This is a genomic window from Streptomyces sp. NPDC004111 (genome assembly GCF_042874215.1).
GTDB lineage: Bacteria > Actinomycetota > Actinomycetes > Streptomycetales > Streptomycetaceae > Streptomyces.
This window is the reverse complement of sequence record NZ_JBIAMU010000011.1, coordinates 218,149-239,024: the sequence shown is the minus strand read 5'-3', so window position 1 is coordinate 239,024 and position 20,876 is coordinate 218,149. Positions and strand designations below refer to the sequence as shown.

Sequence of the window (20,876 nt, the reverse complement as noted above, 5' to 3'; positions counted from 1 at the left end):
ATCGGTCGTACGACCAAGGGCGGAGAAATGTCCCGCCGAGAGACAGGGGCCCACCCCGGTTTTGGCCCTTACTCTGAGCCTATGACCACCCTGGAGCCCCGCGACGCCGATGTCGCACCCCCCGACCTGGATGTCGTACCGACCGGCATATCCGTGCCTCCGCCCACGCCTGCGGACTCCTGGGCCATGAAGGGCTCCTCGGACACCGGCGGCGCCCACGAATCCCCGGACTCGCCGGGCTCCCCGGGCTCCGGTCCCGTCCCTGGCGGTGGCGCCGCCCCGGGCCCCGGCGCGGCTCCGGAAGGGGTGCTCGGGAGGACGCACCGGGCGCTGAGCATCGGCATCGTCTCCGTGGTGCTGCTGATCGCCTTCGAGGCGACCGCGGTCGGCACGGCGATGCCGGTGGCCGCCCGTGAACTGCACGGCATCCCCCTGTACGCCTTCGCGTTCTCCGCGTACTTCACCACCAGCCTCTTCGCGATGGTGCTGTCCGGTCAGTGGGCCGACCGGCGGGGCCCTCTCGCACCGCTCACCACGGGGATCGTGGCCTTTGCGGCGGGACTGCTGCTGTCGGGCACGGCGGGCACCATGCTGCTGTTCATCCTCGGCAGGGCCGTCCAGGGGCTGGGCGGCGGGCTGGTGATCGTCGCGCTGTACGTGGTGATCAGCCGGGCGTACCCGGAGCGGTTGCGGCCGGCGATCCTGGCGGCGTTCGCGGCGAGCTGGGTGGTTCCCTCGGTGGTGGGACCGCTCGCCTCCGGGGCGATCACCGAGAACCTCGGGTGGCGCTGGGTGTTCATCGGCATCCCCGCACTGGTCGTCTTCCCGCTGGCGCTCGCCCTGCCCGCGACCCGGCGGATGGCCGCCGGACCCGCCGACCCGCAAGCACCGGTGCCGCCCTTCGACCGCAAGCAGATCCGGCTGGCGCTCGGGATCTCGCTGGGTGCCGGGCTCCTCCAGTACGCGGGCCAGGACCTGCGCTGGCTGTCGCTGCTGCCGGCGGTGGCGGGTGCGGCACTGCTGGTGCCCGCGGTGCTCGGGCTGCTGCCCCGGGGGACCTACCGGGCGGCGCGCGGGCTGCCCTCGGTGGTGCTGCTGCGGGGCGTGGCCGCCGGGTCGTTCATCGCGGCCGAGTCGTTCGTGCCGCTGATGCTCGTCACCGAGCGCGGGCTGTCGCCGACGATGGCGGGGCTCTCGCTGGCGGTCGGCGGCGGGACCTGGGCGTTCGGCTCGTTCGTGCAGTCGCGGCCCCGGATGGAGCCGTACCGCGAGCGCCTGGTCTCGCTCGGCATGGTGCTGGTCGCGGCGGCCATCGCGGTCGTGCCGACCGTACTGCTGCCCTCGGTGCCGGTGTGGATCGTCGGCGTCGCGTGGGCCTTCGGCTGCTTCGGCATGGGCATGGTCATCGCCTCGACCAGCGTCCTGCTGCTGAAGCTGTCGGCCCCCGAGGAGGCGGGAACCAACTCGGCCGCCCTGCAGATCTCCGACGGCCTCTCCAACGTCATGCTGCTGGCCGTCGGCGGAGCGGTCTTCGCGGCCCTGGGCGGCGGCTCGGTCGCCGCGCACTCGGCCGTCGCGGGCGCGGCCGGAGGGTCCCACCCGACGGCGTTCGCCGCGGTGTTCCTGCCGATGGCGGGCGTGGCACTGGTGGGGGCGTGGGTGGCCACGCGCCTGCGGGAGCGCGACGCGTAGCGGCGCGGTGCGGTGGACCGCTCCGTGGTCGAACGGGCGGTCGATGCGCGGTGGGCTGCCGTGGCGAGGGCGTGGTCACACCCTGCCCGACCTGCGGGAACCGGTGGTGTGAGGGGCGCCTCGTCGCTGCGGGGCGTCGTCGGACACGCGTTGCGGGTGGGGCGCCGGTAAGGTGGCCCGGTTGTCGTACGGGGCGCGATCGCGCTCCGTAGGCACCCCGCCACGTACCCGACGCTGCGACCGGAGACCGTGACTACCACCGCTTCGCACCACCTCTCACCCGCCTTTCCCGGCCGTGCCCCGTGGGGCACCGCCAGCAAGCTGCGAGCCTGGCAGCAGGGGGCACTGGACAAGTACATCCAGGACCAGCCCCGCGACTTCATGGCCGTCGCCACGCCCGGCGCCGGCAAGACCACCTTCGCGCTGACGCTCGCCTCGTGGCTGCTGCACCACCACGTGGTGCAGCAGGTCACCGTGGTCGCACCGACCGAGCACCTGAAGAAGCAGTGGGCGGAGGCCGCCGCCCGGATAGGGATCAAGCTCGACCCCGAGTACAGTGCGGGGCCGCTCAGCAAGGAGTACCAGGGCGTCGCGGTGACGTACGCCGGTGTGGGCGTGCGGCCGATGCTGCACCGCAACCGGTGCGAGCAGCGCAAGACCCTGGTCATCCTCGACGAGATCCACCACGCCGGTGACTCCAAGTCCTGGGGCGAGGCGTGCCAGGAGGCGTTCGACCCGGCGACCCGGCGGCTCGCCCTGACCGGTACGCCCTTCCGGTCGGACACCAACCCGATCCCCTTCGTGACGTACGAGGAGGGCAACGACGGGATCCGCCGATCGTCCGCCGACTACACCTACGGCTACGGCAACGCGCTCGCCGACGGAGTCGTCCGGCCCGTGATCTTCCTCAGCTACAGCGGCAACATGCGGTGGCGTACGAAGGCCGGCGACGAGATCGCGGCACGGCTCGGCGAACCGATGACCAAGGACGCCATCGGCCAGGCCTGGCGTACCGCGCTGGCGCCGACGGGGGAGTGGATCCCCAATGTGCTGGCCGCCGCCGACAAGCGGTTGACCGAGGTCCGCAAGGGCATCCCCGACGCGGGTGCGCTGGTCATCGCCACCGACCAGGACTCGGCCCGCGAGTACGCAAAGATCCTCAAGCGGGTGACGGGGGAGAAGGCCACCGTGGTCCTCTCCGACGAGAAGGCGGCGTCGAAGAAGATCGACCAGTTCAGCGCGGACGGTTCGCGGTGGATGGTTGCCGTCCGCATGGTGTCGGAGGGCGTCGACGTGCCGCGTCTCGCGGTCGGCGTGTACGCGACGACGATCTCCACGCCGCTGTTCTTCGCGCAGGCGGTCGGGCGCTTCGTGCGGTCCCGCAGGCGGGGCGAGACGGCCTCGGTGTTCGTGCCGACGATCCCGATGCTGCTGGACTTCGCGAACGAGATGGAGGTCGAGCGGGACCACGTCCTCGACAAGCCCAAGAAGGGGAGTGACGAGGAGAACCCCTTCTCGGAGGAGGACAAGCTGCTCGCCGACGCCGAGCGGCTGGAGGACGAGGAGACCGAGGAGCAGTTGCCGTTCGAGGCGCTGGAGTCCGACGCGGTCTTCGACCGGGTGCTCTACGACGGTGCCGAGTTCGGGATGCAGGCCCACCCGGGCAGCGAGGAGGAGCAGGACTACCTGGGCATTCCCGGGCTGCTGGAGCCCGACCAGGTGCAGCTGCTCCTCCAGAAGCGGCAGACCCGGCAGATCGCGCACAGCCGCCAGAAGCCGGCCGCCGAGGCCGACCTGCTGGAGAAGGCCGCCGAGGCCCGGCCGGTCGTCACCCACAAGCAGCTCCTGGAGCTGCGGAAGTCGCTGAACACGATGGTCGGGGCGTACGTCCACCAGAGCGGCAAGCCGCACGGCGTCATCCACACCGAACTGCGCCGGGTCTGCGGCGGCCCGCCGAGCGCGGAGGCGACCGCCGGGCAGCTCAAGGAGCGGATCAAGAAGGTGCAGGAGTGGGCGACCCGGATGCGGTGACCGGGTGATCGCGCACGATGCCCGGCTGATCGAGCGTGATGTCCGGGGGCAGGAGTCCTGACCGCTGTCCGCGCGTGATGTCAGGGGTTGGGAGCGGCAATTCCCCTTCCCGCGTGCGGAGTTGATGCGCAGGGTGGGGCCGGGAACGCATCAGGGCGGGATCCGGGACCGTGCGGCCCGGGTCCCGCCCCGCCGTCCCGCGAGGACGGATCACGTCCGAAGGACGGCCCCCACGGTCGGCCCTCGGCGTGTCTGCCAGATTATTGCGCTGGTCAGCGCGGGTATATGCCCAAAAGTCCCGCCCCTTCGAGGCTTTGGTCCCCGAAGGGTGCGCGGGGCGGACGCGGAGATCAACTTCCTTCCTGCGCCCGGATTCTGGACGAGGTCTTCCGCTGAGCGGAGTGGATCGCTACCTTTCCGGCAACGCATACGCGCCGTGGCAGCGTCGCCTCGGAGCGCAGCCGGTGTTAGGACATGCCGGCGGCCTCTGCGCGCGTCGCCGACGGGACCGGTGATGTGCACGATGCGCAGGAGGACCGCCCGCACTCACCACGGAGGAGTGGGCGTCGTGACCGCGGAGACTTCCCAGACGCTCGACAGAGGACTGCGCGTCCTCAAGCTGCTCGCCGATACCGACCACGGCCTCACCGTCACCGAGCTGTCCAACAAGCTCGGCGTGAACAGGACAGTGGTCTACCGGCTGCTCGCCACGCTGGAACAGCACGCGCTCGTACGCCGGGACCTGGGTGGCCGCGCCCGGGTCGGGCTCGGGGTGCTGCGGCTGGGGCGACAGGTCCACCCCCTGGTGCGGGAGGCGGCGCTGCCCGCGCTCAGGTCGCTCGCCGAGGACATCGGGGCGACGGCCCACCTCACCCTGGTCGACGGTGCCGAGGCCCTCGCCGTCGCGGTGGTCGAGCCGACCTGGACGGACTACCACGTCGCCTACCGGGCGGGCTTCCGGCATCCGCTCGACCGCGGGGCCGCGGGGCGGGCGATACTGGCCGCGCGGCAGAGCGTACTGAGCGAGCCCGGGTACACCCTCACCCACGGGGAGCTGGAGGCAGGGGCGAGCGGGGCCGCCGCACCGCTGATCGGGGTCACCGGGGTGGAGGGCAGCGTCGGTGTCGTCATGCTGTCCGACTCGGTGCCGGACCGGGTGGGGGCACGGGTGGTCGACGCGGCCAAGGAGGTCGCCGACGCGCTGCGCTGAGGAGGGGCTCGCGGGTGGGCCGTTAGATTGGTTGCGTGCTCCCTCTTTACTCTCGGCTCTCCCGCAACAGCCGTCTCACCGTCCTGGCCCTGCCCGTCGTCGCGCTGCTCGGGGTGGCGGCCTTCGCGCCGCTCCCCTTCGCGGTGGCCCAGCCCGGCTCGGCGACCGACGTCCTGGGCAAGGACAAGGAGGGCCGGCCGGTCATCAGCGTCTCCGGGGTGCCGACCCGGCCGACCACGGGGAAGCTGCGGATGACCACGATCGTCGCCACCGGTCCCACCATCGACCACCGGATCGGTGAGCTGGCCGACGCCTGGTTCCGGGACGACCGGGCCGTCATGCGGCACGACGTGGTCTACCCGACGGGCGGTGGCGACAAGGAGGTCTCCGAGTACAACCAGGGAGAGATGGTCAAGTCGCAGAACGCGGCCGTCTCGGCCGCCCTCGGTTACCTCGGTGACAAGGGCAAGGGCGCCAAGGTCGATCTCCACCTCGCCGACATCGGCGGCCCCAGCGCAGGGCTGCTCTTCACCCTCGGCATCATCGACAAGATCGACGGCAACGGCGCGGGCGGCGATCTGACCGGCGGCCTCGACATCGCGGGTACGGGGACGATCGACGAGGACGGGACCGTGGGCCAGGTCGGCGGGGTGCCGTTGAAGATCAAGGGGGCGCGGGCGGACGGGGCGACGGTGTTCCTCGTCCCGAAGAGCGAGTGCGCGCAGGCGAAGTCCGGACTGCCGGACGGGATGCGGCTGGTGCCCGTCAGCAACCTCACCGACGCCGTGTCCGCCCTTACGGAGCTGGGGAAGAAGGGCGGGGGCGGGAAGGTCCCGAGCTGCTGACCGCGCCCCTGTCCGGGGTCGGCTCGGTCGATGCTTCCGGTTCGGGTGTCGCTTCCGGGGGGTCGTTCATGGTGCGCCAGGCCGGGAAGACCAGGGGGCTCAGGGTGGCCAGGAGGTAGAGGCCGCCGACGGTGAGGAGGGCGGTGTGCAGGCCCGTTCCGTCCACCAGGAACCCCGCGGCGAGGCCGCCGAGGGGGATGGTCAGCTGGCAGCCCGCGGAGAGGATGCCGGTGACCCGGCTGCGCAGCTCCAGCGGTACGCGCTCGAAGGTGACCGTGGTCAGGATCGGGTTCAGGGTGCCGGACGCCAGACCGCCGAGCACCATGGTGACCGCCAGTGGCAGCGTGTCGTCCGTGAGGGCCGCGACCAGGAAGCGCGGCATCCCGCCGATCATGAACGCGGCGGTGAAGACCGCCCGGCGCGGGAAGTGGTGGCCGACCACTCCGTACAGCAGTGCACCGAGCAGTGCCGCGCCGCCGAACAGGGCGCTGAGGAGGCCGAGTTGGGTGGCGCCGCCCAGGTTCTCCCGGGCGTGCACGGGCAGCAGGACCGCGCTCCAGGACTGGTTCAGGCCGTTGGTGAACATCACCATGAGGATGACGGCGAGGATGAGTCCGCCGCCCGCCACGTACGAGTAGCCCTCGCGCAGGTCGCGGCGGTACGTGGCGAAGGAGACCGGGGCCGCGGACTTCATGGGCTCCGCGGCCCGCACCCCGCGCACCCCCGCCGCGACCAGGGCCGCCGCGAGCGCGAACGACACCGCGTCGAGCAGTAGCACCGCCTCGGCGCCGAGCAGTGCGATCAGTACGCCGGCCAGGGAAGCGCCGGCCATCCTGGCGCCGCTGGACGCGGCCTCGGCGAGGCTCGCCGCCCGGGTCAGGGTGGTGCCGGCCCGTTCGGCGAGGTCGGGGACCAGCACAGACCGGGCGGTCATGCCGGGAGTGGCGACCAGGCCGCCGAGCGCCATCAGGGCGCACAGCATCCAGAACTCCAGCAGCCCGGTGTAGTGCAGCAGCGGGATCGCGGCGACCGAGGCGCCGCAGACCAGGTCGGTGAGGACGCTGGTCCTGCGGCGGCCGAACCGGTCGATAAGCGGCCCGCCCACCAGCGCCGACACCGCCACCGGAAGCGTCGCGCAGAACGCCACGACCCCCGCCCGGCTCGCACTGCCGGTCGTCTCCAGCACGAACCAGGGGACACCGATCAGGGTGAGCGAGTTGCCGATGGTGGAGATGGTCTGGGCGGACAGTGCGGCGGCGAGCGGGCGCCGGTCGTACGGCCGCTCCGTCGGTCCGCCCGTGTGCGGGCCCCTGCGGTCGCTCACCGTGCGCCGGCCGTACGGAGCCGGGTCTCGGCCGTGCCGGAACCGGTGGTGCGGACGAGGCGCAGCCCCAACTCGACCAGGGTCCAGCCCAGTTGGGTGCGCAGGGTGCGGCGGGCGGAGTCGGGGCCGCAGGCGCGGGCCCGGTTGTGGGCGGCGGCCTCGCGCCGGAGGTCGGTGGAGCGGGCGGCGTGCAGGTGCCGGAAGGTCTCGGGGTGCATGGCGGTGCTTCCTCTCGGTCGTGGTCGTACCTGGGAATCGCGCTGGGGCGTGCCTGCCCGAGGGCATGGCGGGGAGGGCCGTGCCCGGGAGACGGGGACGTGCCGGGGAGGGCCGTGCCCGGGAGGCGGGGACGTGCCGGAGGTACGGCGCGCGGTGCTGGGTGCTGCGCCGGTGCTGGGTGCTGGGCGCTGGGTGCTGCGCCGAGGGTGGGAGTCGGGCCCGGGAGGGGGCTCCGGTGGTGGGTGGCGGGAGGGGGTCAGTCCTTGGACATGGGGAAGCCGTGCAGGTGGAAGCGGTACTTCGCGGTGTCCTCGGCGTCCTTGCCCAGGGGGCGGTAGCTCTCGATCAATTCGGCGATGCGGGAACCGAGTTCGACGGCGAGTTCCGGGGTGAGGGACATGGTGAAGTCGCTCAGGGTGGAGGTCTCGCGCCACTCCTGGGGCCAGTCGCGGAAGGTGCCGATCCAGGTGGCGAGGTCGCGGGTGTGCTGGTTGGCGACCTCGTGGATGAACAGGTCCGCCGCGCCGCGTACCGACGGGTCGGGGCTGTCGGCGAGCGAGCCGTCGTACGTGGTGCCGTCGTGGGCGGACCGCCACCACCGCTCACGGCCCTTGCCGTGCTCGGGGGCGTCCTCCACGAAGCCGTACGACGCCAGCTGGCGCAGGTGGTAGCTGGTCGCGCCGCTCGACTCGCCCAGCCGTGCCGCCAGTTGGGAGGCGGTTGCGGGGCCGAAGTCCCGCAGGGTGCGCAGCAGGTTCATCCGCAGCGGGTGCGCGAGCCCGCGCATGGTCCGGGCGTCGAGCTGCTGCACGGTCCGCTCGTCGGCCCCGTCCTGGTCCGCCGGCCGTGGGGCGGTCGGCGGAGTGGGCGCGGTGGGTGGAACAGGTGCCGTCGGCGGGGTGGGCGGAACGGGCGGTGCCGGAGCCGCGGGAGCCGTCGGCGGGGTCGGGTCGTTCGAGGCGTCGCGTGCGGGCATGACCTCACCGTAGAGTTGCAAAGGCTACGTTGCAAGGGTTTCTTTGCAACTACTTCTTTGCGTGTCCGGTGGCGCCAACCCCGCCCGCCCTGGGCCTCCTTGATGAGACCCTCCCTCATCAGCCACTCCTTCGCCACCGCGTGCGGATCCTCGCCGCCCACGTCCTTGGTGGAGATGGCCCCGGTGTCCATCGTGATGAGGTTGGCCGCCGGAATCCCCGTCCCGTACGCCTTCTCCGTCAGGTCAGCCCGGACGCCTGTTCCACCAGCGGGATGATCCGCAGCGGGACGGGGTTCTCCATGACGATCGCGGTGGAGGCCCGGACGATGCCGTCAAAGCCCACAACCCGGTCGATCACGCGTTGGAGGTCGGCGTTCGACCGGGCGACCAGCCGGCACAGCATGTCGCCGTGACCGGTCGTCGTGTGCAGCTCCAGCACCTCGGGAACCCCGCTCAGATGCGCCCGTACGTCCGCGCCCTGACCTTGTTTGATCTCCAGCGTCGCGAACGCCGTCACCGGGTAGCCGAGCGCCGCCGGATCCACGTCGGGACCGAACCCCCGGATGACGCCATGCGACTGAAGCCGGTCCATCCGCGCCTGGACCGTCCCGCGCGCCACGCCCAGCCGCCGCGAGGCCTCCAGCACCCCGATCCGGGGCTCCCGGGCCAGCAGCACGATCAGCCGCCCGTCCAGTTCGTCCACTGCCATACGCACTCCCCGAAGGCTGGTCATCCTGTACAGATAGTCCGGCCATCCTCACCTTCCACTGGGCACATTGACCAGCTTTTGCGCGAACTATTGCGCACCTTGCGATGCGGGGAGACGCTCGCCCCATGACTGAGACCACTGAGCACACCACTCCCACCACCGCGCGTGAGGCCGATCCCTTCCCGGTGAAGGGGATGGACGCGGTCGTCTTCGCCGTCGGCAACGCCAAGCAGGCCGCGCACTTCTACTCGACCGCGTTCGGCATGAAGCTGGTCGCCTACTCCGGACCGGAGAACGGCAGCCGCGAGACCGCCAGTTACGTCCTGGAGACCGGCGCCGCCCGCTTCGTCTTCACCTCCGTCATCAGGGCCACCACCGACCACGGCCGCTTCCTGGAGGCCCATGTGGCCGAGCACGGCGACGGTGTCGTCGACCTCGCCATCGAGGTCCCGGACGCCCGCGCCGCGTACGAGTACGCCACCTCGCAGGGCGCCACCGGCCTCGTCGAGCCGCACGAGGTCAAGGACGACCACGGCACCGTGGTGCTGGCCGCCATCGCCACGTACGGCAAGACCCGCCACACCCTCGTCGAGCGCAAGGGCTACGAGGGCCCCTACCTGCCCGGTTACGTCGCCGCCGCCCCGATCGTCGAGCCGCCGGCCAAGCGCATCTTCCAGGCCATCGACCACTGCGTGGGCAACGTCGAGCTCGGCCGGATGAACGAGTGGGTGGCCTTCTACAACAAGGTCATGGGCTTCACCAACATGAAGGAGTTCGTGGGCGACGACATCGCCACCGAGTACTCCGCGCTCATGTCGAAGGTCGTCGCGGACGGCACCCTCAAGGTGAAGTTCCCGATCAACGAGCCCGCCATCGCGAAGAAGAAGTCGCAGATCGACGAGTACCTGGAGTTCTACGGCAGCGCCGGTGTCCAGCACATCGCGCTCGCCACGAACGACATCGTCGCCTCGGTGCGCGCGATGCGGGCTGCTGGTGTCCAGTTCCTCGACACCCCCGACTCGTACTACGACACCCTCGGCGAGTGGGCGGGCGAGACCCGCGTGCCCGTGGAGATCCTCCGCGAGGAGAAGATCCTGGTCGACCGCGACGAGGACGGCTACCTGCTGCAGATCTTCACCAAGCCGGTCCAGGACCGTCCGACCGTCTTCTTCGAGATGATCGAGCGGCACGGCTCGATGGGCTTCGGCAAGGGCAACTTCAAGGCCCTCTTCGAGGCCATCGAGCGCGAGCAGGAGAAGCGCGGCAACCTGTGAGCCCCCGCACCGCCTGAGCCTGCCGGCGGCCTTCCTCCCCAGTCGCCGCCGGCACCGCACGCACCGCGACCCCACGGAACCTGACCGGCCGTGGGGTCGCGGTGCGTCCGGCGGCGCACCCGCGTCCCGTACGTCAACGGGTGCGGTACGCACCGCCGTTGACGTTCAGCACCTGGCCGGTGATGTGCCGGGCCGCCGGGGACGCCAGGAAGGCCACCGCCTCCGCGATGTCGTCCGGCACGCCCGGCCGTCCCACGGCCGTCGAGGCGATCAGGAACTCCCGGCGGGAGTCGGCCAGGCGGTCGCGGAAGAACTCCGTGTCGGCGATGTAGCCGGGGGAGACCACGTTCGCCGTGATGCCGCGCGCGCCGAGGATGCCGGCCAGGTCGACGTTCCAGGAGGCGAGGCCCGCCTTGGCCGCGCCGTAGGAGCCCGCGCCCTGGTCGGCGGCGATGGAGCCGATCTGCACGACTGCCCCGCCGTCGGCGAGGCGGTCCGCCAACGCCTTGGTCGTCAGCGCCGCGCTCACCAGGTTGGCGTCCAGATTGGCGCGGAAGTCCCGGGCGTAGGCGGCGAGTTCACGGGCGTGGGCGGTGCCATCGGAGTCCGGGGCGTCCCCGGCGTCCTCGGTGCCCTTGAGGGGTACCGCGTCGAAGTCCGTGTTCCCGCCCGCGTTGTTGACCAGTACGTCGATGCTGCCGGGCAGCGCGGCCACCAGGCGCAGCAGTGCCGCCGGATCCGTGTGGTCGCACGTCTCGGCCCGTACGCCGAGGGCCTCGGCCGTCTCCTTGAGCGGCCCCGGCCGCCTGCCGGTGATCACGACGCGGTCGCCGAGTGCCGCGAAGTGCCGGGCGACCGCGCGGCCGATGCCGGTCGCACCGCCGGTGACGAGGATGTCGCGTTCCATGTGGTGACTCCCTGCGCTCGTCGTCAAGGTCTATATTTAGATCTAAACGTAGCACTCGGGAGGCCCTCCGTGGCAAGCGACGACAGAACGACAGGCGAGCACCGCCCCGCGCGTGACGAGCAGTCAACCCCCGTTTCGGGCGTGCCGAGTTACCCGGTGCAGGAGATCGCCGACGCCTGGGAACGGGAGCGTCCCGGCACCCCCGTCGGGTCGATCGGCATCGTCACCCCCATCTGGCGGCTGGCCAAGCTGCTGGGGGACGACCGCCGCCGGGTGCTGGCCCGCGCCGGGATCGACGTCGCCACCCTCGACCTGCTGAGCGTGCTGCGCCGCAGCGGGGACCCGTACACCCTCAGCACCCGGGAACTCGGTGTCCGTTCCCTGGTCACCGCGGGCGCGGTCTCCCAGCGGGTGGCCAGGGCGGAGCGCGAGGGACTGGTCACCCGCAGCCCCGGCGGGGGCCGCCCGCGCACCGTCGAGGTCACGCTCACCGCGGCGGGCCACGCACTGGTGGAGGAAGCGGTCGACCAGGTACTCGGCAGGGAGGCCGAACTGATCGACAGCCTCACGCCCGAGCAGCAGAGCCGGCTCGCCGAGCTGCTGCGCGTGCTGCTCCAGGACGTCCAGCAGCGGCTGGGCGACGACCGGCTGGGACAGGTGGGCGACGCCTGACGGGGCACGGGCGGGGCGGGCCGGGCGGGGCGCGGGCGGGGCGAGCGGCATCGGCAGCGGGGCCGCACCCTGTCGGGGAGGCGGCCCGCTCCCGGCGGAAAGGCGACCCGCTCCCGGCGGAAGGGCGGCCCGCTCCCAGGCGAAGGGCGGCCCGCCGTCAGTACCTGATCACCAGCGAAGCGAGCACCTCGACGTCCCCGGTCGCCTCGTACACATGGGGAACGTCCGCCACCCAGCTCACGTGCTCGCCGGCCGCCACCAGGAAGGCCGCGTCCTTCGGGCCGACCCGGGCCACCCCCTCGTACACCGTCAGGTACTCGGTGGTGCCCGGCGGGTGCGCGGGGGAGGTCTGGCGGCGGCCGGGGCGGATGCGCAGCCGGTAGAGCTCGGTGGTGGCGGCCGGGTCGGCGAACACCTCCAGAAGCTCGCCGGTGACCGAGTCGCCGTGCATCGGCTCGCGCGGCCCGCCGGTCAGCAGCGCGGCCAGCGGTACGCCGAGCCGCCCGGCCACCGCGTACAGCGTCTCCAGCGTCGGGTTGCGGGTGCCCGCCTCCAGGCCGGAGAGGGTGGCCTTGCCGATGCCCGCGCGCAGTGCCAGCTCCGAGAGGGTCAGGCCGCGCTCGGCGCGCAGCTCGCGGATGCGCCCGCCGATGCCCGTGACGAAGGCCGCCGAATGGGCTCCGCCGTGGGCGGCGGACGCCTCACCACGGGCGGGGATGGTCGCTGCGGGGCGCGGGGCCGGGTCGTCTCTCATGGGTCCAGTATCCGAAATGCTGTTCCCTTTACGGAACGGGCCCGCCTATCCTCGTTCCGTAAACGGAACGACGCACGGGGGCGCTCCATGAACACCCGCAGCTCACGGCCCGGCCGACAGCCGGCCGCCGACCACCCGCACGTCGCCGCACCCGGCCGGGCACCCGACGACGGCCGACGGCCCGACGACACCCAGGCGCGCGACCAAGCCCAGGCGCCCGACGGGGCCCAGGGACCCGACGTGGTCCCGAGGCACGACGCCGGGCGGACGTCCGACGGCGCCCGTGCCCGTGGCGGCCTCCTGCAGCCCGTCCTCGCCGGAGTCGTCCTCGCGATCGTCGGCTTCTCCAGTTCCTTCGCCGTCGTCCTCGCCGGACTGCGCGCGGTCGGCGCGAGCGAGGCGCAGGCCGCCTCCGGGCTGTTCGTGCTGTGCGTGGCGATGGGACTCGTCGGCATCGGCCTCGGGCTGCGCCACCGGATACCCATGAGCGTCGCCTGGTCCACCCCCGGTGCGGCGCTCCTCGCGGCCGTCGGCGCGCAGCACCCCGACTACCGGGCCGCCCTGGGGGCCTTCCTGGTCGCCGGTGCGCTGATCCTGCTGACCGGCCTCTCCCCGCACCTCGTACGGCTGCTCCGGGCGATCCCCGCCCCGCTGGCCAGTGCCATGCTCGCGGGCGTCCTGCTGCCGCTGTGCCTGGCCCCCGTCCACGCGGTGGTGCGGTTCCCGGCCGAGGCGACACCCGTGGTCGTCTGCTGGGCGGTGCTCTTCCGGCTGGCCAGGCGCTGGGCGGTGCCCGGGGCGCTCGCCGTGACCGTGGCCGTCATCCTGTTCGCCCACCCGGGCGGCGGGTCGGGCGCCCCGCTGCTGCCGACGCTCACCCTGACCGCGCCGACCTTCACCGCGGGCGCGATCGTCGGCATCGCGGTCCCGCTGTACATCGTCACGATGGTCTCCCAGAACGTCGCGGGCATGAGCATGCTCGCCACCTACGGCTACCGGGCGCCGCTGCGGCCCGCGCTCGCCTCCACCGGGCTGGCGACGATGGCGGGCGCCCCGTTCGGCGCGCACGCCGTGAACCTGGCCGCCCTCACCACCGCACTGGCCGCGAGCCCCGACGCGCACCCCGACCCCGGGCGCCGCTGGATCGCCTCCGTCACCGGGGGCGTCGGCTATCTCGTCCTGGGCCTCACCACCGGGCTGACCCTCTCGCTCATCGCGGGGGCCCCGCCGCTGCTCATCGAAACGGTCGCAGGTCTCGCCCTGCTGTCCACCCTGGCCGCCGCGCTCCAGGGCGCCGTCGCGGACGCCACGGCCCGGGAGCCCGCGGTCCTCACCCTCGTGGTGACCGCGTCCGGCATCGCCCCGTTCGGCATCGGCGCCGCCCTGTGGGGCCTGCTCGCGGGCCTGGCCCTGCACCTGCTGCTGCCCCGGAAGCCCAATGCGGCACCGGAAGCGAAGCCAGCCCCCGTACCGGCTCCCGCACGGGTAGCGACCACGATCCCCGTACGGGAAGGGGCCACGCCACCCGTGCCGGCTCCCGCACCGGAAGCGACCACGACCCCCGTACACGAGGAGACGACTGCCCTCGCACCGCACGCGGCCACCGCCCCCGAACCGGCAGCGGCCACCGCACCCGCACCGGCAGCGACCACCGCCCCCGCACCGGAAGGGGCCCCCGCTCCGCCCCCGTTCAGCGGCCCCTCCGGCCCGTCGGCTCCTGCTTCCTGACCGGCTCCCGCTTGCTCGCCGACGGCGCCGACGACGCGCTGCGGGACTCGCCGCGCGAGCCGCTCGCACGGGTGCTCCCCGACCGCGAACCCCCGCCGGAGTCCGCGTTCGCGCGCACCTTCGGCCGGTAGCCCCACACGTTGCGCGGGCCGCCCTCCGGCGGCTCGCCCAGCCGGTCCAGCACCTCCCGCGCACGCGGCGCCCACAGCGGCGAGAACGCCGGATTGACCCGCAGCGCCTCCGACAGGTAGCGGCGCGCCGCCCCGTAGTCGCCGAGCCCGCGCTCGATCTCGCCCCGGTGGAACAGGAACAGCGCGCTGCGCACCCCCTCCTTCATCGCCCGCCGCGCGTACTCCTGCGCCGCCTCGTTGTCCCCGGTGCGGTGCAGCGCCCAGCCCAGCGCGTCCGCCACCTCCGCGCCCGGCCGCCGCGACCACTCCCCGCGCAGCAGCTCCACGGCCTCCTCGGCGTCGCCGTGGTCCGCCTCCAGCCGCCCCAGTACGAGGTCGTCGCGCACCCCCTGCTCCCGGTCGTGGGCGACCTGCGCCCGCACCACCCCGAACTGCGCCGCCCCCGCACCCTCCCCACGGGTCGCCTCCGCCAACTCGCCCAGCTCCAGCGAGTACTCGGGCCGCGGAGCGAGCGTCAGGGCCACCCGGTACGCCTTCACCGCCTCCGCCGTACGCCCCACCGCGGCCAGCACCCCGGCCCGGCCCGCCGTCGCGGCGCCGGACCTGCGGTCCAGGGCGAGCGAGGCGTCGAAGTAACCCAGCGACTCGGTGAAGTCGCCCCGCTCCCAGGCGAGTTCGGCCGAGCGCCGCAGCTGCTCGGCCTTCTCCGGGGCCTCCTCGGCCGCCACCGCCGCCTGGGCGGCCAGTACGGCCGCGTCCTCCCGCCACCCCTTGTCCCGGTACGTCTGCGCGGTCCAGCCCAGCGCCGCCGCCCCGCCGCGCTTCTCCGTCAGCTCCTCCGCCGCCCGCGCCGCCGCCTTCACGTCGCCGAGCCGCCCGTAGGAGTCGATCAGCAGCGGGTACGTCGCCCACTCCTCGGGAGCCCGCAGCCGTACGGTCTCGCCCCACCGGCGCGCCGCGGCGAAGTCCCCGCGGGCGTGGCTCAGCTTGGCCATGCCCACCATCGCCGCCAGATTGCCCCGTTCGGCCGGCCGCAGCGCCAGCGACCGGGCGAGCGCCGCCTGCGCCTTCGGGTAGTACGTGGTGTCCGCCGCCCGCGCACCCCGTTCGGTCAGTGCCGTGCCCAGCGCCGTCCACGCGCCGGCGTCCCGCGGGCTGGTCCGCGTCCGGGCGGTGAGCGCGGCCAGCGAACCGGCCGCGCCCGGGGCACCGCCCACCGGCCGGGCCGCGGGCCGGCCGCCGTCGCGGTCCCCGTTCCCGTCCCCGTACTGCGTCAGCAGGACCAGCGCCCCGGCGGCGAGCGCCGCCACGGCCACGGAGGCGACGGCGGCACGGCGTACCAGAGGCGCGGGCCTGCGTGCGGGCCCCGCCGGTACCGCGCGTACGGACGGCCCGGCGCCCCGCGCCCCCGAGCCGTCCGGCCCCGAGGCGCCGGGCATCCCGGGCACCCCGCTCGCGGATTCGGACCCCGCCCCGGAACCGGGCCCCGCCCACGGTTCGAAGTCGACCCAGAGGTCGTGCTCGGCCTCGGACTCCGCCGCGGTCCCGGCCGCGGTCCCGGCCCCAGCCCCAGCCCCGGCGCCAGGGTTGCCGGAAGTACCGGAAGTGCCGGAGGAGTCACCAGTGACAGCCCCAGCAGATGCGGCCGATGAGGCGGATGTGTCGGAAGCTGCCCATGTGTCGGGCGTAGCTGATGTGTCGGGTGTGACGGGAGTGGCAGGCACGGCCCGTTCGGCCGGCCGGGGGGCGGATCCTGGCTCCATGGCGTCCATGGCGCTCACTGTGCGTCAGGAGGCACCGGTACGACGAGCACACCCGCGTGCCGCGATCCGGAACGCAGACGGGTTCACACCGATGGCCCCGAGTGCCAGGCTTGCAGCATGGACGATCTTGAGACTCAGCGTGCCTCCCTGCACGACCTCCTCCGCGCCGGTCTGCCCGCTCAGGCACTGATCACCGATCCCGACGTGATGGCCTCCTACGCCCGCGACATGGCCGGCTTCTGCGCGGCGGGCGCGCCCGCCGCGGTCGTCCTGCCGCGCACCGTCGAACAGGTCCAGCACGTCATGCGCACCGCCACCGAACTGCGCGTGCCCGTCGTCCCGCAGGGCGCCCGCACCGGCCTGTCCGGCGCCGCCAACGCCAGCGACGGCTGTGTGGTGCTGTCCCTGGTGAAGATGGACCGGATCCTGGAGATCAACCCGGTCGACCGGATCGCCGTCGTCGAGCCCGGCGTGGTCAACGCCGTCCTCTCCCGCGCCGTCGCCGAACAGGGCCTCTTCTATCCGCCGGACCCCTCCAGCTGGGAGACCTGCACCATCGGCGGCAACATCGGCACCGCGTCCGGCGGGCTGTGCTGCGTCAAGTACGGGGTCACCGCGGAGTACGTGCTCGGCCTGGACGTCGTACTCGCCGACGGGCGGCTGCTGAGCACCGGGCGGCGCACCGCCAAGGGCGTCGCCGGCTACGACCTCACCCGGCTGTTCGTCGGCTCCGAGGGCAGCCTCGGCGTCGTCGTGCGCGCCGTGCTCGCCCTGAAGCCGGCACCGCCCGAGCAGCTGTCGCTGGCCGCCGAGTTCCCGTCCGCCGCTGCCGCCTGCGAGGCGATCTGCGCGATCATGGAGCGCGGGCACGCCCCCTCGCTGCTCGAACTCATGGACCGCACCACCCTGCGCGCCGTCAACGCCATGGCGCAGATGGGCCTCCCGGAATCCACCGAGGCCCTCCTCCTGGCGGCCTTCGACACCCCGGACCCGGCGGCGGACCTCGCCGCGGTGGGGGAGCTGTGCACCGCCCACGGCGCCACCCAGGTCGTGCCCGCCGAGGGCTTCGCCGAGTCCGAGATGCTGCTCCAGGCCCGTCGGCTCGCGCTCACCGCGCTGGAGACCGTCAAGTCGGCCACGATGATCGACGACGTGTGCGTGCCCCGCTCGCGGCTCGGCGCGATGCTCGACGGCACCGCCGCCATCGCGGAGAAGTACGACCTGACCATCGGCGTCTGCGCCCACGCGGGCGACGGCAACACCCATCCGGTGGTCTGCTTCGACTCCGCCGACGAGGACGAGTCGCGGCGCGCCCGCGAGTCCTTCGACGAGATCATGGCGCTCGGCCTGGAACTCGGCGGCACCATCACCGGCGAACACGGCGTCGGCATCCTCAAGAAGGAATGGCTCGCCCGCGAACTGGGCCCGGTCGGCCTGGAGATGCAGCGCTCCGTCAAGGCGGCCTTCGACCCGCTGGGCATCCTCAACCCCGGAAAGCTCTTCTGATCGTCCGACCCGCGCGCACCGCGCACGGCAGCCGGACGGGACCTAGGTCCAGCGACGGCGTCGCCGGGGACCGCACGCCCGATGCGGCGGCCGGGGCCCTCTTCCTAGCCTGCGTACGCAGCCTGCGAAAGCGGACCGGCCGGTCCGCACGCAGCGCCAGACGAGGAGGAATCGTGCCCGCACGACTCGACCACACCATCGTCCACAGCCGCGACCGCTGGGCTTCCGCCCGCTTCCTGACCGAACTGATGGGCGCGCCCGAGCCCAAGGCCTTCGGCCCGTTCGCCACCGTCCCGCTGGAGAACGGGGTCTCCCTCGACTACGCCGACGCCGCCGGGGCGCACTACGGCGAGGAGGGCGACGCGCCCATCGTGTCGCAGCACCTGGCGTTCCTGGTCACCGACGAGGAGTTCGACACCATCCTCGCCCGCATCCAGGAACGCGGAATTCCGTACTGGGCCGACCCCTTCAGCACCCGGCCCCAGCAGATCAACCACGATCACCAGGGCCGGGGGTTCTACTTCCGCGACCCGGACAACCACTTCCTCGAATTCATCACCCACACCTACGTGATCGATTAGCTCTCCCCGTCCTGCGACGTGGCGAGCAGCTCGGCCAGGGCGTCGTCCAGGCCGAGCCGCTCGCTCTCGGTGCCCGGCGGCACCATCACCAGCGTCCGCTCCAGCCACGCCGAGACGATCGGCGACGAGGCCTCCAGCAGCGCGTCACCCTCCGGGGAGGTCAGCGCCACACACACGACCGAACGCCCCTCCAGCTTGGTCGGCCAGATCCGGACATCTCCGTGCCCACAGGGACGGAACACCCCGTCGATCAGAAGTTCCCGCGCGAACGTCCAGCTGACCGGGTAGTCGGAGCCGATGTGGAAGGTGATGTGTACGGCATACGGGTCGTCCGCCCGGTACACCAGCCGCGCCGGGACGGGAATGGCCCGCTCGGGGGACAGGACGAGGTTGAGCTCCAACTCGCGTTCCACGACGGTGTTCTGCACGGTCGTACTTCCTTCCGGTACGGGGCCCACGGGCGGGCCGTACCTGGAGAGAGCGCGGTGACCGCCGTTCATTACGCGACTTCCGGGAAACTTTTTTTCGGAGTGCGGCAATGACCGAAAAGTGGTGCATCCGGGCGGACGGGCCCGGTGGTGGGCGGGCGTCTGGTAGATGTGGACCCCGGAATTTCAGACAGCCACACGGCCCCCAACAGATACGGGACACGGTGATGAGCGCCCCCTCCCCGGCGAACGGCGACAGCAGCCCCACCCACGGCTTCTATCCCGACCCGTCCATTCCCGGTTATGTCCGGTACTGGAACGGCAGCGCCTGGGTGCCCGGCACCAGCCGCCCCGCCCCCGCACCCGGCGAACCGATGCCGACCCCGCCGCCGGGTGCCGTCCCCGTCCCCCCGCCCGCCGCCAACCCGGGCCTGCCGAACCTGGCTTCCGTACCCGCGCCAGCCCCCGGACCCGCCCGCTTCCCCGCCGCCACGCCCGCCCCCGTGGAGGAGACCGGACCGTTCTTCTTCGACGAGGAGGAGCAGGCGGCGGAGTGGGACCGGCGCTCCGGCGGCGGGTCCGGCGGCGAACTGGAGGTGCGCCGGCCGGCCGAACCCGCCCCCGCCTGGCAGGCCGACACCTCCCGGCAGAACGGATTCGGCGGCGAGCGCGACCGCCGCGTCTCCTGGGGCTCCCCGGACCCGTCCGCTGCGGGGCCCGCTGACGGTGCGTCGGCCGGGGCCGGGCCGTCCGGTCTCAGCCCGGCCCCGGCCCAGGGCCGGAACCCGGCACAGGACCCCCGCAACGCCCGGCCCTCGGGCGGGTCCGCCGCTCTGCCCCCGCGTGCCGAACGGCCCGCGCTCGAAGCCAGGCAGGAGCGGCAGCAGCCGCAGCAGCGCCCCGAACCGCAGGCCGCGCAGGCATCGCAGCCGGCCGGTGCCCCGCAGGGCCAAGCGCCGCGCGAGAACACGGTGTCGATCCGGACCCAGCGCTCCAAGGGCCCCGTGGCCGAGGGCACCATGGCCATCCGCGCGGTCAACGCCCCGCAGCAGCAGACCAGGTCGCCGCAGACCGGGACCGCCCAGCGGCAGGCACCGCAGCAGCAGGGCCCGCAGCAGCAGAGCCGTCGGCAGAACCCGCCGCAGCAGGCGGCCCCCCAGCAGCGGACCCCCGCGCAGCAGTCCCCGGCGCACCGCGCCCAGGCCCCGCAGCAGTCCCACGCCCAGGCCCCCGCCGCGCAGCGCCAGTCCCCGCCCCGGGGCGGGCAGCCGTCCCCGGGCGGCTCGACCTCCTGGGCGCAGCAGGTCCAGCAGCTCGCCGGCCCGGCGGCCCCGGGGCAGGCCCAGGCTCCCGGCAAGGCCCAGGCCCCCGGCCAGGGACCGGCATCCGGGCAGGGACCGGCATCCGCGCAGGGGCCCGGCGGCCGGGCGGCGGGCCAGGCCCCCGGCCGGGACGAGGACCAGCCCGTCGTGCCGTGGAAGCCGCCCGTCGAGGACCCCTTCACCAAGGCGGCCCGCGAGCAGGCGTCGGCCAGGCCCGCCGGGCTCGGGCGGCGGCTTGCGGCCCGGCTGATCGACACCGTCGTCATGGGCGCGGCGGTCGCGGCCGTCGCCGTACCGCTGGCGCTCCAGGCCGTCGACCACATCGACGAGAAGATCCGGGCGGCCCGGCTGTCGGGCACCACGGTGACGGTCTATCTGCTCGACGGCACCACGGTCGGCATGCTCGCGGCCGTGGTCGGCGCGTTCCTGGTGTTCGGCGTCCTCTACGAGGCGCTGCCGACCGCCAAGTGGGGGCGCACGCTCGGCAAGAAGCTCTGCGGGCTCCAGGTCCGCGACATCGAGGAGCACGAGCCGCCCCGGTTCGGCGGGGCACTGCGCCGCTGGCTGGTGTACGGGGTGCTGGGCGTGCTCGGCGTCGGGGTGCTGGGCGTGCTGTGGTGCCTGATCGACCGGCCGTGGCGGCAGTGCTGGCACGACAAGGCGGGCCGCACCTTCGTCGCCAGGGGCTGATCGGCCGGGGCCGGGCGGCTTGGTCCCCGAAGCCCCGCCGCGCGCTCCGGCCGCCCTCCGTCACCCGGTTGGCCCGACTCGTGCGGGTGCTTCCCCCTAACGGCGTGCGAGACC

18 protein-coding genes are annotated in these 20,876 nt (G+C 73.3%); 10 read left to right on the top strand and 8 right to left on the bottom strand.

Translation table 11 applies throughout. The features are described from left to right. Window positions 1-81: 81 nt before the first annotated feature. From ACFYVL_RS22715 to ACFYVL_RS22700, 4 genes are all read left to right on the top strand, one after another. Window positions 82-1,692, top strand: a complete 1,611-nt coding sequence (locus ACFYVL_RS22715; RefSeq protein ID WP_389247538.1) for an MFS transporter — start codon at window positions 82-84, stop codon at window positions 1,690-1,692. A gap of 249 nt (window positions 1,693-1,941) precedes the next feature. After that, on the top strand, window positions 1,942-3,723 hold the full coding sequence (locus tag ACFYVL_RS22710; RefSeq protein ID WP_389247536.1) for a DEAD/DEAH box helicase: 1,782 nt from the start codon (window positions 1,942-1,944) through the stop codon (window positions 3,721-3,723). Window positions 3,724-4,291: 568 nt separating this feature from the next. Continuing rightward, the gene (locus ACFYVL_RS22705; protein WP_389247534.1) at window positions 4,292-4,933 is read left to right on the top strand and encodes an IclR family transcriptional regulator; all 642 of its coding nucleotides are present in this window, start codon (window positions 4,292-4,294) and stop codon (window positions 4,931-4,933) included. A 35-nt stretch (window positions 4,934-4,968) separates the two neighbouring features. Then, the gene (locus tag ACFYVL_RS22700) at window positions 4,969-5,778 is read left to right on the top strand and encodes a hypothetical protein (protein WP_389247532.1); all 810 of its coding nucleotides are present in this window, start codon (window positions 4,969-4,971) and stop codon (window positions 5,776-5,778) included. Here the strand turns inward: ACFYVL_RS22700 and ACFYVL_RS22695 are convergent. From ACFYVL_RS22695 to ACFYVL_RS22680, 4 genes are all read right to left on the bottom strand, one after another. Continuing rightward, window positions 5,729-7,102 carry an MFS transporter gene (locus tag ACFYVL_RS22695; protein ID WP_389247530.1) on the bottom strand — a complete coding sequence of 458 codons (1,374 nt, stop codon included), beginning with the start codon at window positions 7,100-7,102 and terminating at the stop codon, window positions 5,729-5,731. The two genes, ACFYVL_RS22700 and ACFYVL_RS22695, sit on opposite strands and share 50 nt — an antisense overlap. Continuing rightward, window positions 7,099-7,320, bottom strand: coding sequence for a hypothetical protein (locus ACFYVL_RS22690; RefSeq protein WP_389247528.1), 222 nt, complete (start codon window positions 7,318-7,320; stop codon window positions 7,099-7,101). The genes ACFYVL_RS22695 and ACFYVL_RS22690 overlap by 4 nt, the downstream gene beginning before the upstream one ends. 257 nt (window positions 7,321-7,577) lie before the next feature. Next, entirely contained in the window at window positions 7,578-8,108 is a 531-nt protein-coding gene (locus tag ACFYVL_RS22685) for an ArsR/SmtB family transcription factor (protein WP_389247696.1), read from the bottom strand. A 427-nt stretch (window positions 8,109-8,535) separates the two neighbouring features. After that, window positions 8,536-9,006: an Lrp/AsnC family transcriptional regulator gene (locus ACFYVL_RS22680; RefSeq protein ID WP_389247526.1), complete on the bottom strand. Its 471-nt coding sequence runs from the start codon at window positions 9,004-9,006 to the stop codon at window positions 8,536-8,538. A gap of 125 nt (window positions 9,007-9,131) precedes the next feature. Between ACFYVL_RS22680 and hppD the strand changes: the two genes are divergently transcribed. Continuing rightward, window positions 9,132-10,280, top strand: a complete 1,149-nt coding sequence (gene hppD / locus ACFYVL_RS22675) for a 4-hydroxyphenylpyruvate dioxygenase (protein ID WP_389247524.1) — start codon at window positions 9,132-9,134, stop codon at window positions 10,278-10,280. Between the two features lie 133 nt (window positions 10,281-10,413). On the opposite strand, the gene ACFYVL_RS22670 is transcribed toward hppD, so the two are convergent. Then, entirely contained in the window at window positions 10,414-11,187 is a 774-nt protein-coding gene (locus ACFYVL_RS22670; protein WP_389247522.1) for an SDR family NAD(P)-dependent oxidoreductase, read from the bottom strand. A 141-nt stretch (window positions 11,188-11,328) separates the two neighbouring features. Between ACFYVL_RS22670 and ACFYVL_RS22665 the strand changes: the two genes are divergently transcribed. Then, the gene (locus tag ACFYVL_RS22665; RefSeq protein ID WP_389247520.1) at window positions 11,329-11,859 is read left to right on the top strand and encodes a MarR family winged helix-turn-helix transcriptional regulator; all 531 of its coding nucleotides are present in this window, start codon (window positions 11,329-11,331) and stop codon (window positions 11,857-11,859) included. A 157-nt stretch (window positions 11,860-12,016) separates the two neighbouring features. On the opposite strand, the gene ACFYVL_RS22660 is transcribed toward ACFYVL_RS22665, so the two are convergent. After that, window positions 12,017-12,613, bottom strand: coding sequence for a helix-turn-helix domain-containing protein (locus tag ACFYVL_RS22660; protein ID WP_389247518.1), 597 nt, complete (start codon window positions 12,611-12,613; stop codon window positions 12,017-12,019). 87 nt (window positions 12,614-12,700) lie between these two features. Here ACFYVL_RS22660 and ACFYVL_RS22655 point away from each other — a divergent pair, with 87 nt between their 5' ends. After that, window positions 12,701-14,341, top strand: a complete 1,641-nt coding sequence (locus ACFYVL_RS22655; RefSeq protein ID WP_389247516.1) for a benzoate/H(+) symporter BenE family transporter — start codon at window positions 12,701-12,703, stop codon at window positions 14,339-14,341. On the opposite strand, the gene ACFYVL_RS22650 is transcribed toward ACFYVL_RS22655, so the two are convergent. Then, window positions 14,304-15,911 (bottom strand): tetratricopeptide repeat protein, encoded by a 1,608-nt coding sequence (locus ACFYVL_RS22650; protein ID WP_389247514.1) that lies wholly within the window; start codon window positions 15,909-15,911, stop codon window positions 14,304-14,306. The two genes, ACFYVL_RS22655 and ACFYVL_RS22650, sit on opposite strands and share 38 nt — an antisense overlap. Window positions 15,912-16,352: 441 nt before the next feature. Between ACFYVL_RS22650 and ACFYVL_RS22645 the strand changes: the two genes are divergently transcribed. Both ACFYVL_RS22645 and ACFYVL_RS22640 read left to right on the top strand, forming a co-directional pair. Beyond that, on the top strand, window positions 16,353-17,741 hold the full coding sequence (locus ACFYVL_RS22645; RefSeq protein WP_389247512.1) for an FAD-binding oxidoreductase: 1,389 nt from the start codon (window positions 16,353-16,355) through the stop codon (window positions 17,739-17,741). Between the two features lie 173 nt (window positions 17,742-17,914). Further along, window positions 17,915-18,322 (top strand): VOC family protein, encoded by a 408-nt coding sequence (locus ACFYVL_RS22640; protein ID WP_389247510.1) that lies wholly within the window; start codon window positions 17,915-17,917, stop codon window positions 18,320-18,322. On the opposite strand, the gene ACFYVL_RS22635 is transcribed toward ACFYVL_RS22640, so the two are convergent. Then, a complete protein-coding gene (locus tag ACFYVL_RS22635) occupies window positions 18,319-18,750 on the bottom strand; it encodes an SsgA family sporulation/cell division regulator (RefSeq protein ID WP_389247508.1) in 432 nt (143 codons plus the stop codon). The two genes, ACFYVL_RS22640 and ACFYVL_RS22635, sit on opposite strands and share 4 nt — an antisense overlap. A 227-nt stretch (window positions 18,751-18,977) precedes the next feature. Between ACFYVL_RS22635 and ACFYVL_RS22630 the strand changes: the two genes are divergently transcribed. Continuing rightward, window positions 18,978-20,762: an RDD family protein gene (locus ACFYVL_RS22630; protein ID WP_389247506.1), complete on the top strand. Its 1,785-nt coding sequence runs from the start codon at window positions 18,978-18,980 to the stop codon at window positions 20,760-20,762. The last annotated feature ends 114 nt before the right edge of the window (window positions 20,763-20,876 follow it).